The organism is Bacillus sp. SKDU12, assembly GCF_010093085.1.
In the GTDB taxonomy this organism is placed as follows: Bacteria; Bacillota; Bacilli; order Bacillales; family Bacillaceae; genus Bacillus; species Bacillus mexicanus.
Genome location: NZ_MSRC01000011.1, coordinates 45,125 through 58,523 on the forward strand (window position 1 = coordinate 45,125; position 13,399 = coordinate 58,523).

The following is a 13,399-nucleotide window of genomic DNA, read 5'->3' on the forward strand; positions in this document are numbered from 1 at the left end:
TTATGAGCCAAACAAAAAAAGACCCGCAAAAAGGGAATTTAGCCTGGTGGCAGCTGTCATTAATCGGTATAGGATGCACAATCGGAACAGGTTTTTTTCTCGGGTCCAGTATCGCAATAGTAAAAAGCGGTTTTTCCGTTCTGCTTTCATTTCTGATTGCGGGAATCGGCACGTATTTTGTCTTTGAACAGCTTGCCAAGCTGTCAGCAAAACAGCCTGAAAAAGGCTCATTTTGTGCGTATGCGCGAAAAGCGTTTGGCAAATGGGCCGGCTTCAGCAACGGCTGGGTGTACTGGTCATCAGAAATGCTGATCACAGGAAGCCAGCTGACAGCCATTTCACTTTTTACAAAGCATTGGTTTCCTCAAGTGCCGCTATGGGTGTTTGCTTCCATCTATGCAGTTCTTGGGCTTCTCATTATTTTCACCGGTCTGTCTGTATTTGAGAAGACTGAAAACGTGCTGGCAGTCATCAAAACAGCTGCTATTTTTATGTTTATTGTCATTGCTGTCCTCGCATTATGCGGCATCCTGTCCGGCGGAAGGCCTGATGTGCAAATTCCAAATAAGTCGAGTGAGTTTTTTCCATTCGGGGCCATGGGGCTGTGGACAGGCTTAATTTATGCGTTTTACGCCTTTGGCGGAATTGAAGTGATGGGGCTGATGGCGGTTCACTTAAAAAAACCAGAGGAAGCGTCAAAATCAGGAAAGCTGATGCTGGCGACGCTGGCGGTTATTTATATCATTTCAATCGGACTAGCCTTGCTGCTGGTTCCATTAGACACGTTTACAGAGCAGGACAGCCCGTTCATCACATCATTAAAAGGATATCACCTTAAAATCATTCTCGATATTTTTAACGGGATTTTCATCATCGCGGGGTTCTCAACTCTTGTCGCTTCACTGTTTGCAGTGACGACATTGCTTTGCACAATGGCTGATGACGGCGACGCGCCAAAATGCTTCACATTAAAGGAAGGCAAAAAAATCTGCTGGCCGGCACTGGGGCTGACGTTTGCAGGGCTTATCCTATCCATCATCCTGTCATTAGTGCTGCCGAAAAACATTTATGAACATATGACGACAGCGGCGGGACTTATGCTTTTATACACTTGGCTGTTTATCCTGTTCTCCAGCAAAAAACTGACTCAGCCCGAGGGCATGGGAAAAACGCAAATATATGCAGCTGTGATTTTGATCGCTGCGGCTGTGTCCGGCACACTGTTCGAGAAATCGAGCCGTCCTGGTTTTTTTGTGAGCATCGGTTTTCTCGTCATTATCGCCATTGTTACCATGATCTATCAAAAAAAGCAGGGCCGTAAAGACCACCCTGCCTGCCCATGATTTATTTCATTTTATTAAACATGTTTTTCAAATAAGAAAACGGGCACTTCGATACCTGTTGTTCATCATCACGGAGGAAATACTGTTTCCATTCACGGTTATCCTTTCCTCCGTACCAGCCTAATTGCGAGTGAATAGGCGCTTGATCGTAAGCCTTTAAACGAGATCTGATGAGCCTGCTCATGTTGCGGCCAAAAGCGGTTGATCCATTTAACTCTTCAAACACCCATCTTGGCTGAAATGTGATCATAAAATAGGGAAAGCTCCGGCTTCTTCTTGCCTCGTGCCCCGGTGTGGCGCAGAGAATAAAGTACGGCTCGCCATCAAAGCAAAACTCCCATTTATAATGCTCGGGATCGGCCGGAATGTCTGCCGGCCATTCTTTTTCGTCTTGATGACTCAGTCTATTTAAAAACCGCCAAAACAGCTCTTCATACGCTTCCACTGAATAATGCTCAGCCAAATCTTCCGGGGTTTCAAACAATACAACGAGGGATGCGTATTTTCCAGTATCCCGCGATATCCTGCCATACTCCGCAAGCAACGGAGCCAGTTCCTCCGCTGTATGATTTTCCCGCGGGTCTCCGGCAAAAGCGATGCGAAGCTGATCAGTCAGAAACGCCTGTCGTCCGGGAATGCATGGAAACGTATTCGCATCGTCCGCCACTGTTTCGGCCAAAAACTCAAAAGCGATTTTTTGCCATTCGGGAAGATCTTCTTGATTACGTTCCAGAAAACTTTTGGTGTAAATCCCATTCACCATTGATCCACCTCCAGTATCATCTGGATACTATATGAAAACCTGGAGCGGCAGGTGCCTATCCGCCATCAATCAGCCCAATAGCTGTTTGATGCCCTGATAGCCGAAGTAACAGCCAAATAGAAGGAGGGATACGCCGGCGATTCCAGTCAATCCTCTCAATAGCTTTTCATGAAGCAGATTTCTGAACATGCTTGCTGTGATAGCCATGCAAAAATCCCAAATTAAAATGCCCATCATGATGCCTGAGCTATAGATCAGAATCTGACTCATATTGTAGGTTTCTGCTGTTTTCGCAAGGATGCTCCCGTAAATCCCCAGCCAAAACAGGATGCTCAAGGGATTTGACAGTGAAATGAGAAAACCTGAAGCGAACGTTTTTCTATATGATGCTTTGCCTCGTGAGCTTCGCACATTCATCGGTTCTCTGACATTTTTCAGCGTTTCAATTCCAGTATAAGCCAAAACAAAAAAGCCGAAGAGCCACAAAAATGTTTTCACAAACGGAGCCGTTAAAAATTGCGACAACCCGAAATAGATAAAAAGCATGTACAGTCCGTCCGCTGTCATAGCGCCTAAACCAAAAATCCACGCATGCCAAAAACCGTTTTTAATTCCTTTGTCTATTTGCGCCGCGTTCACTGGTCCCACAGGCGCTGACAAGGACAGTCCCAGCACAATATAGCTCAAAAAAATGTTCACCGGCCCGTACTCCCTTCTCTTATGTAACTTGTACAATTTATTCGGGAACGGGCCAAGCTATGCACAATTTCACTTACTGTTTCAGACGTTCAAGCTCTTTTTCCATGATATCAGCCGCTTTTCCTACGAAACTGAAAATGAGTTCCAGTTCTTCTTCTGTATACTCGCGGCACAAATCCATCGTTGACTCTGACAGAGAGCGGAATAAATCCTTTACATGCTTCTTGGAAGCGGTCAAAGGAACGATCATGACTTTTCGGCGGTCGTTTGGGTCCTTTTCACGAGCCACATACCCCGCTTTTTCCAGCCGGTCAACAAGCGCTGTGACTGAACCCGTGCTAAGACCCGTCTTTTCCCCCAGCTCTCCGGCCGTCATTGGTCCCGTTTCATTTAAGATATCAGCTGATTTCAAATCGGTAGGGAACAGACCAAGAGCTTGAGCAGCCGCCTGGTGAAACAGAACCGTTCTGGTGCCCAATTTTCGGAAAAGCTGAACGGAAGTCTTTTCCAACTCACTTCTGGAATTCCTTGTTGACAACTGGCAGTCCTCCCTATAGAATCAATTTTATCTTGATAATCGAGATATTCAACGATTAAACTATTATCATGATATCAAAACTTACATAAAAAAGTAAGAGGAGGTAGAACAAATGGACACAGCATCAGCAAAACAGGCTTCCACTAAATTTGTGGTCCTCGGCCTCCTGCTGGGCATTTTGATGTCTGCAATGGACAATACGATTGTAGCCACCGCGATGGGAAATATCGTAGCAGATCTTGGAAGCTTCGATAAATTTGCTTGGGTGACGGCATCCTATATGGTTGCTGTCATGGCTGGAATGCCGATTTACGGCAAACTCTCCGATATGTACGGCCGAAAACGCTTTTTCCTATTTGGACTTATTTTTTTCTTAATCGGATCGGCTTTATGCGGGATTGCTCAGACGATGAATCAGCTGATCATCTACCGGGCCATTCAAGGAATCGGGGGCGGCGCGCTCCTGCCGATTGCCTTTACGATAATCTTTGATTTGTTTCCGCCGGAAAAACGCGGAAAAATGTCCGGCATGTTCGGTGCTGTATTTGGATTATCCAGTGTTCTCGGGCCGCTATTAGGCGCGATCATCACAGATTCAATCAACTGGCACTGGGTGTTTTATATCAACGTGCCGATCGGCGCATTGTCATTGTTTTTCATTATTCGCTATTACAAAGAAACTTTGGAGCACAGAAAGCAAAAAATTGACTGGGGCGGCGCAATTACCTTGGTCGTATCCATTGTATGCCTGATGTTCGCCCTTGAGCTTGGCGGCAAAACATACGATTGGAATTCCATTCAGATCATCGGTCTGTTTGTTGTATTCGCCGTTTTCTTCATTGCCTTTTTTATTGTGGAGAGAAAAGCGGAAGAGCCGATTATTTCGTTCTGGATGTTTAAAAACAAGTTATTCGCCACAGCACAGATTCTCGCCTTCTTGTATGGCGGAACATTCATTATTTTAGCGGTGTTTATTCCTATTTTCGTTCAGGCGGTATACGGCAGCTCAGCGACAAGCGCAGGCTTCATTTTAACGCCAATGATGATTGGCTCAGTTATCGGGAGCATGATCGGCGGGATCTTCCAAACGAAGGCAAGCTTCCGCAATTTGATGCTGATATCTGTTACGGCCTTCTTTATCGGCATGTTGCTTTTATCCAATATGACGCCCGAGACGGCACGAGTATGGCTGACAGTCTTTATGATGATTTCAGGCTTTGGTGTAGGCTTTAACTTCTCCCTGCTGCCGGCGGCATCGATGAATGATCTTGAACCTCGCTTCCGAGGAACAGCCAACTCTACAAATTCATTTTTGCGGTCATTCGGCATGACTCTCGGCGTTACCATTTTCGGAACGGTGCAAACAAACGTATTCACAAACAAGCTGAGCGACGCCTTCAGCGGTATGAAAGGCTCAGCGGGATCAGGCGCGGCGCAACATATCGGCGATCCGCAGGAGATTTTCCAAGCGGGAACGCGTTCCCACATTCCTGAGGCGATCTTGAATCGCATCATTGACGCGATGTCATCAAGTATCACGTATGTCTTTTTGCTCGCTTTGATCCCTATTGTCCTCGCGGCGATTACCATTTTGTTTATGGGAAAAGCAAGAGTGAAAACAACAGCCGAAATGGCGAAGAAAGCAAATTAACACAAAAAAGCAGTACATGTCAGCATGTACTGCTTTTTCTATTACAATCCTAATTTCGCAAGAATAAACGTCCATATACAAATGATCAATAACAGAATCAAGCTATAGGCCACTGTCCATTTAAACAGTTTAGACTCTTTGCCTGTCTGGCCGACCGCCGCAGCAGCGATGGCAATAGACTGAGGAGAAACGAGTTTCGCCATCACCCCGCCTGCTGTATTTGCAGCTAACAGCAAATCAGAACCCGCACCGATCTGCGCTCCGGTAACAACCTGCAAATGCCCGAATAACGCGTTATTGCTGACAACTGAACCGGTAATAAACACGCCGATCCAGCCAAGAACTGGACTGACAAACGGGAACAAATCTCCTGTTTTCGCCAATGCTAATCCAATTGAAGAGCTGAGCCCTGCGAAGTTGGCCAGATTAGCAAACCCCATCACAAAGCAGATTGTCATAATCGGCACCCACAGCTCTTTGCCTGTCTCCTTCAAGGAAGCAAAAGCATCACGAGAGGAGAAATTTTTACTGAACAGCCCTGTCACGATCACCGCCGCTAAAATAGCTGTACCAGTCGCTGACAGCAAATCGATTTTAAAGACCGCATCTAATGGCATGGCAGATGGCGCAATCGGCGGCATTTTCATAATTTGCTCATGCAGAAAAGGCATTTTCAAAAGTAGTGTTGTCTGATATAACAGTCCGCCTTCTTGAAAAAGCGCTTTGAAGGCAGGAAGGCTCCAAATTGTGATTGCCACAGTTAAAATGTAAAAAGGAGACCACGCTTTCGCAATGTCAGCGGCACTGTATACCTTTTTCTCACCAGTCTCGCCCGCTCCTTCCTCACGGTAAATCTCTTTCGGCTGCCATTTGCGGAGGAAGAGCGCAAGTCCGCCCATGCTGAACAAAGCAGCCAGAATATTTGCTAATTCCGGCCCAAGTACCGCCATTGTCAGCGTCTGAACCGCTGTATACACACCGCTCACAACCAACAGGGCAGGCCATGTCTGCTTGATTCCTTTCATCCGATCTAATAGGAATACAAGCAGAAACGGAATCAAAAATGAGATCATCGGCAGTGTCCACATCAATGTACGTGACAGTTCAAGTGCTGATAAATCACCGATCTGCGCTCCTGTAATTACAGGAATACCAATCGCTCCAAAGGCTCCAGAGGCCGCGTTCGCAATCAAACAGAGCGCCGCCGCTTTTAACGGCTTAAAACCAAGCTCGACCAGCAGTGCCGCACTTATCGCAATCGGAACACCAAAACCGGCCGCACCTTCCAAAAATGCGTTAAAACAAAAACCAATTAATAATAGCTGTAATCGTTGGTCAGGCGAAATGCCGGCAATGCTTGAACGAATAATGGTAAACTTCCCGGTTTTCACTGCGATTTTATACAGCCACACCGCCATCAAAACGATGTAGCCAATCGGCCACAGCCCGCTCCCGATTCCTAACAGAACAGAAGAAATCGCTTTTTCAACCGGCATTTGAAATGCCAAAACGGAGACGAAGAAACTGACGGCTAGCGTAAGAAATGCTGCAAGAATGCCTTTCATTTTTAAAACAGTTAAAGCCAAGAGAAAAAAAAGAATTGGAGTGAGCGCCACAAGTGCGCTCACATATTCATTTCCAAACGGATTATACAACTGCTCCCACATTGACAATCAGCCCTTTGCTCTATAGTTGCGATTAGTTAACCTGAAGTTCTGCAAAATGAGGTTTTAAAATGTTTTTAAGGACGTCTGCGCTGTGAAGAAACTGTTCTTTTTCTTTCTCATTTAAGTTCAGCTCAGCAATGCCTGCAATACCTCCGCGGTTCACGACAGCCGGAACGCCGATGTACACATCTTCTGCCCCGTATTGTCCTTCTAAATATGTGCTGACTGTTAAAATGCTGCTCTCATTATGGAGAATGGCTTTTGTAATACGGGCAAGGCTCATCGCAACACCGTAATAAGTCGCGCCTTTTTTCTCAATGATATGGTAAGCTGCATTTTTTACGTCATCTACGATCTGGTCAAGTTCCTCTTGTTTGTACGCTTCGTTTTTCTCAACGAGTTCACTGACCGGCACACCGCCGACATTCGCGTGGCTCCAGACAGGAAGTTCTGTGTCGCCGTGCTCTCCGATAATATGAGCGTGCACATTTTGAGGCGCTACGCCAAAATATTCGCTCAGCATGTAACGGAATCTCGCAGAATCTAGTGTTGTGCCGCTTCCGATGACCCGCTCTTTTGGCAGGCCGCTGAATTTCCATGTCGCGTAAGTCAGAATATCAACCGGATTGGTCGCAACTAAGAAAATACCGTCAAACCCGCTCGCCATGACTTCACCGACGATGCCTTTGAAAATCTTTAAGTTCTTTTCTACTAATTCAAGACGTGTCTCACCAGGTTTTTGGTTTGCTCCGGCACAGATGCAGACAATGTCAGCGTCCTTGCAGTCTTCATATGTTCCGTAAGATGTTTTGACCGGCTGCGGCGCAAACGCCTTTCCGTGGTTTAAATCCATCACATCGCCTATTGCTTTTTCTTTATTTAAATCAATGACCACAAGTTCATCTGTGATCGCTTGGTTAATTAACGCAAATGCATAACTGCTTCCAACAAAACCTGCTCCGATTAAAGCTACTTTATTTACATGTTTGTTCATCACTAATCATCCTTCCAAAGTTGTTCTTCTTTGATGCGTTTAGATTGTGAAGTATTTCACATTTATATTGTGCAATACTTCACAAACTTTTGCAAGTGAAAAGTTTTGTCCAATTTATGAACAAAAAAAACCACCCTCTATGATGGTTTCTATGGGATGTTTCCTCTGATGGCTTGCTCTCAATGAGGAAGAGAACCAGTTAGACCAGAATCGTTATATAAACCACTTTGCACATAATCAAACCCAGGCTGGTTCTGGCCGGGCACTTGGACGCTGCCATTGTTAAAAATCACTTTGGCATTGTCAGTATCCGTATCCGCAGGCAATGCCAGCTTGTAAACGCCGTCTGTATTTTTAGTCATTGCCTTTCCCGGCCAAGATCCGGTCAATTCTATTGTCCGGCCTCCATCCTGTTTATAGATATAAGCATTGACATGGCTCCAATGATTTGGATTTTGATAACCAATGGCTTTGTCTGCAGACGGATCTCTTTTGGCAAAGCTGTATTTTTGGGTCTTCGTTACACCCTCACTGTTCGTTCCTTTTAACGTGATAGTGTAAGTTTTGCCAAATGGATCTCCTTCTCCGATCGTTAATTGGTCTCCATCCTTAAATGCAGTCTCTTTCCCATTATTCATTTGATAAACGGCTTTTGTTGTATTCGCATTTGCACGCAGGGTAATCGTAAGCTGATCATTGAAAACATGTGTCACCCCTGTTTTGTGATTCTCAAGAGAGACGTGGGGCGCACTTTCAATATCGTCAGGATATAAAACAGCCACAGACCTTTCATTCATCGTGCCTGTCAGTTTACCGTCCGTTACCTGAAATGAACCGTTCCCAGCTTTATTAGCATACTTGCCGTCAGGTAATTTCGTTGAGGTATTGATGCTGACAGAAGATGAACCTGCATTGGCCAATACAACACCTTGTGAGCCGCGCTGATTCATAAAGAGTTGAGTGTTTCCATTCGGATTTGAGAGCTCTTCAGGCTGTCCGGCCATCACGTTGTGAAATATATTGACCGCAGTAATAGCCTGATCTTCAAATAAAGCACTGCCGCGATCGCCTATTTGAGTTTTCCCCGGGAATCTCACGCCATTTCCGCCGCCCTCAGGCCTGGAAAAGAAAAGAGGCGTACTGCCTGAGCGGGAAGCAATCACTGCCCAGCCTAAGCGAATATCATCATCACTCATCCATGTAGACTCTTCTTCATCGTTGGCATACGTATCATGTGATTCCACCCATGTCACTAACTTGTCCGCAGCCACGTCAGATGCATAAGGGGAAATATTCGATACGCTCAGATTACGATTCTTTAAAGCAGACCTTATGGAATGTCCGTAGTTAGATGCTGTCACATGCATATATTTCGCATATGCTTTATCTCTGGAGGCACTATCTTGCAGGATTTCTCCATATTGAAACTTGGCAGATGTATTTATGATATTCGGCCAAAATTGGCTGCCGTAATCACCATCATCCGGAAGCTCAATATGCTTTGCGGCATCATAGCGAAATCCATCTGCTCCGTCATTTAATGCCCTTTCTAAGAAACGTTTCAGATAGGTTTGCACCTCTTTATTCTGAGTATTCCAATCATACAGCCCAAGCAGTGAATTCTGTGTAACATCCCATCGGTCAGACCAATTTTTAATTTGTGTGTTACCATGAGTCCAGTTTGGAATACTCTTAATCTCATTGGAAATCGCGGCATGGTCACTGGTGGTATGATTGATGACTGCGTCAACAATGACCTTTACGCCATATTTTTCAGCAGCGGCACACATGTCTTTAAATTCTTGTTCAGTGCCTAAGTATCGGTTGCCAATTTGATATGATGTCGGCTGATACAGCCAGTACCAGTTCGACATGCTTTTATTTCCTTGGTTCCCTTCCTTTACTTGGTTAATCGGAGACGTCTGTATAGCTGTATATCCCGCATCATGAATATCCTGCATATTTTGTTTTAACGTATTGAACGACCAATTCCAAGCATGAAGAATGGTACCGCTTTCAACAGACGGCGCTGTCAGCTCATTTGATGTGTTCTGTGTTTCAGCCTTTGCCGCCGCTGGTCCTCCCAGAACAAAATGAAACAGCAATAAAAATCCAGCGAATAACGGAAGTAAAGAGGTTTTAAATCGTTTTGGAGACATTCTTATCACTCCTTATTTATTTTTTAGAAACTGACTGCGGAGTCAAAAGTCCATCTTATAAATCCTTCTCCTTCCTCCTTTCCAACTGATGTGAAGACTAGATATATTTGTTAACGCTTACATTTTAAGCTATCACAATCACTCTAGCAAAACAACTTGATAGAGTGAATACAAATCAAAGTTCCTATAGAAAAAGCTGTCCGGAATTGTGAACATTTTCCTCGTAAAAAAAGAAACCATCCATCAAGATGATTTCTTTTTCCTGTCTTCTTTTACCGCCCTGCTGTAAACCAGCTTCACCACCACATACCGAAGCAGAAACAGGACGCCGGCGCAGACGATAAAAAGAAGAATCATTTTCATCCAAGCGAAGAATGTATGGGGAATCCCCCTGTCGTACATCGTAAGCACCACTACCGCAAAAGCAACCGCAAGTGAATCTACGCGCTGCTGCTTTACTCGTTTTTGCAGTTCTTCTTTGGTGTCTATTCTTGGCATGAGCGTTCCCGATGCTCCTGCCCTGATGCAGTAATATAAGATAATGAAGAACAAAAACACAAGGCTTGCAACCCATTCTTTAAACGGAAATTCAAACATAATACCGCGGATGATCACATCAAGTAACGCAAACGCTCCTGCTATCATCCCAATCTCCGCCCAGAATTTTCGCTCTTTTTCTTTTACTCTCTTACTTTTCCCATTCACGCCTGAAAGTCTATTATGCAGATTCTTCATGACCTTCCTCCCGCATTTTTATGAATGGCTTATGGCTAACATGTTACAATAACAGCCGGCGCTTCTGCAATGAATAACTCAAAAGCCCGCCGTACAAGCCGGCGGGCAGCAATCGTTAAAACGGCCCCCAATTGATCATGACGCCGATCACAATAAAGACAAGCCCAATCAGAAACCAAAGCAGAGCAAGCGGCACCATAAACCGAAGCCACTTGATATATGGAATGCCGCTGGCAGCAAGCACCGCCATGAGAACGCCAGAGGTTGGGTTCACACAGTTGACGACTCCTTCACCAAGCATAACAGCTTCTACCGCAACCTGTCTTGTCATTCCCATCAAATCAGCAAGCGGAGCCAGAATAGGAATAAATACAACGGCTTCTCCAGACCCTGAAGAGATGAGAAAATGCAGCAGCGCACTGGCGATATACATGCCGATCGCGCCGGCAATCGGGCTGAAACCATCCAAAAGCGAAGCCAAAGCATTGACGACTGTATCGAGAAGCTTGCCGTCTTCAAGAATGACGGAAATGCTTCGTGCCATCCCGACAATCAATGCCCCATACACAAGGCTTTGGCAGCCCGTAATAAACGTTTTGGCAATATCATTCGCCGCAAGTCCGCCTATTAAACCGGCAAGGACAGAAATAAAAATAAACGTCGCAGCCATTTGGGAATCAGACCAGCCCAGCTTCAAAGCGCCGTATAAAAATCCGAGGAGCGACAGTCCCGTCACAGCTAAAATCAGCTTATGGCGAACGGTAAACGCCACTGACTGATCTTCTTTACCGGCTTTGCCCATACCTGCCGCCGGGAACCAATTTGTTCCTAACACACTGGCATCCTTTGATTTTTTTAATTTTCTTGTGTACAGATAGATATAAAGAATAGAAGACAGCAAGAAGCATATGTATATCGCAACACGCAGGCCGATTCCTGAAAAAAGAGGCAATTCCGCGATTGATTGCGATAAGCCGAGCGGAGACGGCGATAAGATGGTGGAGTTAAAGCCAGCGTAGCAGCCAATGTAAATAACAGCGGCCCCCGCAACTGCGTCCCATTTTAAGGATCGTGCGACAATAAGGCCGATGGGGATAAACCCGATAACTGAATTCACGACAATTCCGGTTGTTCCGAGAATGGAGAACAATGCGCTGACAATACAAATAAATAACAATTGCTTCGTGCGGAATTTGCTGATGACATTGTAGATCAGGCCGTTGATGGCACCCGTTTTTTCCAAAATGGCAATGGTGCCGCCTGTGAATAAAATCAGAAAGATAATCGGTGCTGATCCAACCATTCCATCCTGAAGAGAAGTAAAAAAGCTGAACAGGCTGATCGGTGACTGATCAATTGAATGGTAGCTTCCCGGAACAGCAGTCGTGACATCCCCCTTTGACACGCGGTCAAATTCACCCGCCGGTATAATATACGAGGCAATGGCACAAATGAAAGCAATGATAAATAAGAGGACATAGGCGTCAGGCATTTTGAATGTCGTTCTTTTTTTCTTAGGCTGTGTTTCGGCTGCTGGTATGCTCATATTTTGATCCATCCCCTCTGTTTGAAAATATTAATTATTCTGAAAAATATAAATATGTGCTATATTATATACAGTCTATATGCCTGTTTCAATAGAAAAAAAGGAAAGAAGGTAAAATTCATTCTGGATAAAAGGAGGCACTTCTTACCATGCAAAAGCTTTCAGAAAACATGAAACAAACCGTTATGGACGTCTTCGAGCATCTGCATGCAAACCCTGAAGTCAGCTGGAAGGAATATGAGACAACTGCATTTCTCAAACAAAAGCTTGATGATTTAGGATGCCGGACACGCACGTTTTCAGATTGTACCGGAGTTATCGGTGAAATCGGGTCAGGCACGCCGGTTGTAGCCGTTCGCTCTGACATTGATGCGCTATGGCAGGAGGTTAACGGCACATTCCGCGCCAATCATTCCTGCGGCCACGATTCACATATGACAATGGCATTGGGCACGTTAATGCTGCTGAAAGAACAGCCCAAGCTTCCAAAAGGGACAATCCGTTTTATTTTTCAGCCGGCAGAAGAAAAGGGCGGCGGCGCCTTAAAAATGATAGAAGAAGGCGTGCTCGATGATGTCGACTATTTGTACGGTGTTCACGTCCGCCCGATTCAGGAAACGCAGAACGGACGCTGCGCTCCAGCTATTCTGCACGGGTCAAGCCAGCATATTGAGGGGACAATTATCGGAGAAGAGGCCCATGGCGCCCGGCCGCATCTCGGGAAAAACAGCATTGAAATTGCGGCATTTCTCGTACATAAGCTCGGACTTATTCATATTGACCCGCAAATCCCGCATTCCGTCAAAATGACCAAACTCCAAGCCGGCGGTGAAAGCTCTAACATCATTCCGGGAAAAGCGTCATTCAGCCTTGATTTGCGAGCGCAGACCAATGAAGCCATGGAAACGTTAATCGCCGAAACAGAAAGAGCCTGCGAAGCGGCCGCAGCCGCATTCGGCGCAAAGATCGAACTGAAAAAGGAACACAGCCTTCCTGCGGCAACACTAAACAAAGAAGCTGAAGCGATCATGGCAGAAGCCATTACAGATATCATCGGGGCTGAGCGGCTCGATAAACCGCTTGTCACAACCGGCGGCGAGGATTTCCATTTTTACGCCGTAAAAGTGCCGAACCTCAAAACAACCATGCTCGGTCTCGGCTGCGGGCTCCAGCCGGGTCTCCACCATCCACACATGACCTTTGACCGAAACGCGATATTTACCGGCATTCACATTTTGGCTAACGCCGTGATCAAAACCTTTCAGAAAGCGGAAACATCCGCTGCCGTTAACGCTTCTTAACGA

Annotated in this window: 10 protein-coding genes and 1 pseudogene; 3 read left to right on the forward strand and 8 right to left on the reverse strand. The window is 45.5% G+C overall.

The window, feature by feature from the left end; all coding sequences use genetic code 11:
- Nucleotides 1-2: 2 nt before the first annotated feature.
- Complete coding sequence (locus BTW01_RS11130) at nt 3-1,343, forward strand: amino acid permease (RefSeq protein ID WP_162103048.1); 1,341 nt, start codon at nt 3-5, stop codon at nt 1,341-1,343.
- A gap of 1 nt (nt 1,344) precedes the next feature.
- Here BTW01_RS11130 and BTW01_RS11135 read toward each other — a convergent pair whose 3' ends face one another.
- The 3 genes from BTW01_RS11135 to BTW01_RS11145 all read right to left on the reverse strand — a co-directional run bounded on the left by BTW01_RS11135 (nt 1,345) and on the right by BTW01_RS11145 (nt 3,343).
- Nucleotides 1,345-2,106, reverse strand: a complete 762-nt coding sequence (locus BTW01_RS11135; RefSeq protein WP_162103049.1) for a YqcI/YcgG family protein — start codon at nt 2,104-2,106, stop codon at nt 1,345-1,347.
- Between the two features lie 69 nt (nt 2,107-2,175).
- Nucleotides 2,176-2,805 (reverse strand): LysE family translocator, encoded by a 630-nt coding sequence (locus tag BTW01_RS11140; RefSeq protein ID WP_162103050.1) that lies wholly within the window; start codon nt 2,803-2,805, stop codon nt 2,176-2,178.
- A gap of 73 nt (nt 2,806-2,878) precedes the next feature.
- Nucleotides 2,879-3,343: a MarR family transcriptional regulator gene (locus BTW01_RS11145; RefSeq protein WP_162103051.1), complete on the reverse strand. Its 465-nt coding sequence runs from the start codon at nt 3,341-3,343 to the stop codon at nt 2,879-2,881.
- A 112-nt stretch (nt 3,344-3,455) separates the two neighbouring features.
- Here BTW01_RS11145 and bmr3 point away from each other — a divergent pair, with 112 nt between their 5' ends.
- Nucleotides 3,456-4,994: a multidrug efflux MFS transporter Bmr3 gene (gene bmr3 / locus BTW01_RS11150; RefSeq protein ID WP_162103052.1), complete on the forward strand. Its 1,539-nt coding sequence runs from the start codon at nt 3,456-3,458 to the stop codon at nt 4,992-4,994.
- A gap of 41 nt (nt 4,995-5,035) precedes the next feature.
- On the opposite strand, the gene BTW01_RS11155 is transcribed toward bmr3, so the two are convergent.
- The 5 genes and pseudogenes from BTW01_RS11155 to BTW01_RS11175 form a co-directional block, all read right to left on the reverse strand.
- On the reverse strand, nt 5,036-6,661 hold the full coding sequence (locus BTW01_RS11155) for an L-lactate permease (RefSeq protein ID WP_162103053.1): 1,626 nt from the start codon (nt 6,659-6,661) through the stop codon (nt 5,036-5,038).
- Nucleotides 6,662-6,692: 31 nt separating this feature from the next.
- Nucleotides 6,693-7,658, reverse strand: coding sequence for an L-lactate dehydrogenase (locus BTW01_RS11160; protein WP_162103054.1), 966 nt, complete (start codon nt 7,656-7,658; stop codon nt 6,693-6,695).
- Nucleotides 7,659-7,834: 176 nt separating this feature from the next.
- Nucleotides 7,835-9,814 carry an alpha-amylase gene (gene amyE, locus BTW01_RS11165; RefSeq protein WP_162103055.1) on the reverse strand — a complete coding sequence of 660 codons (1,980 nt, stop codon included), beginning with the start codon at nt 9,812-9,814 and terminating at the stop codon, nt 7,835-7,837.
- 143 nt (nt 9,815-9,957) lie between these two features.
- A pseudogene (locus BTW01_RS11170) lies at nt 9,958-10,549 on the reverse strand (DUF6773 family protein).
- Nucleotides 10,550-10,664: 115 nt separating this feature from the next.
- Complete coding sequence (locus BTW01_RS11175) at nt 10,665-12,095, reverse strand: YfcC family protein (RefSeq protein ID WP_162103057.1); 1,431 nt, start codon at nt 12,093-12,095, stop codon at nt 10,665-10,667.
- A 149-nt stretch (nt 12,096-12,244) separates the two neighbouring features.
- On the opposite strand from BTW01_RS11175, the gene BTW01_RS11180 reads away from it, so the two are divergent.
- The gene (locus BTW01_RS11180) at nt 12,245-13,396 is read left to right on the forward strand and encodes a M20 peptidase aminoacylase family protein (RefSeq protein WP_162103058.1); all 1,152 of its coding nucleotides are present in this window, start codon (nt 12,245-12,247) and stop codon (nt 13,394-13,396) included.
- Nucleotides 13,397-13,399: the final 3 nt, after the last annotated feature.

Coding starts and splice junctions, on each gene's coding strand:
- BTW01_RS11135 (WP_162103049.1), bottom strand. CDS start 2,106: ATGGTGAATGGGATTTACACCAAAAGTTTTCTGGAACGTAATCAAGAA.
- amyE (WP_162103055.1), bottom strand. CDS start 9,814: ATGTCTCCAAAACGATTTAAAACCTCTTTACTTCCGTTATTCGCTGGA.
- BTW01_RS11155 (WP_162103053.1), bottom strand. CDS start 6,661: ATGTGGGAGCAGTTGTATAATCCGTTTGGAAATGAATATGTGAGCGCA.
- bmr3 (WP_162103052.1), top strand. CDS start 3,456: ATGGACACAGCATCAGCAAAACAGGCTTCCACTAAATTTGTGGTCCTC.
- BTW01_RS11130 (WP_162103048.1), top strand. CDS start 3: ATGAGCCAAACAAAAAAAGACCCGCAAAAAGGGAATTTAGCCTGGTGG.
- BTW01_RS11175 (WP_162103057.1), bottom strand. CDS start 12,095: ATGAGCATACCAGCAGCCGAAACACAGCCTAAGAAAAAAAGAACGACA.
- BTW01_RS11180 (WP_162103058.1), top strand. CDS start 12,245: ATGCAAAAGCTTTCAGAAAACATGAAACAAACCGTTATGGACGTCTTC.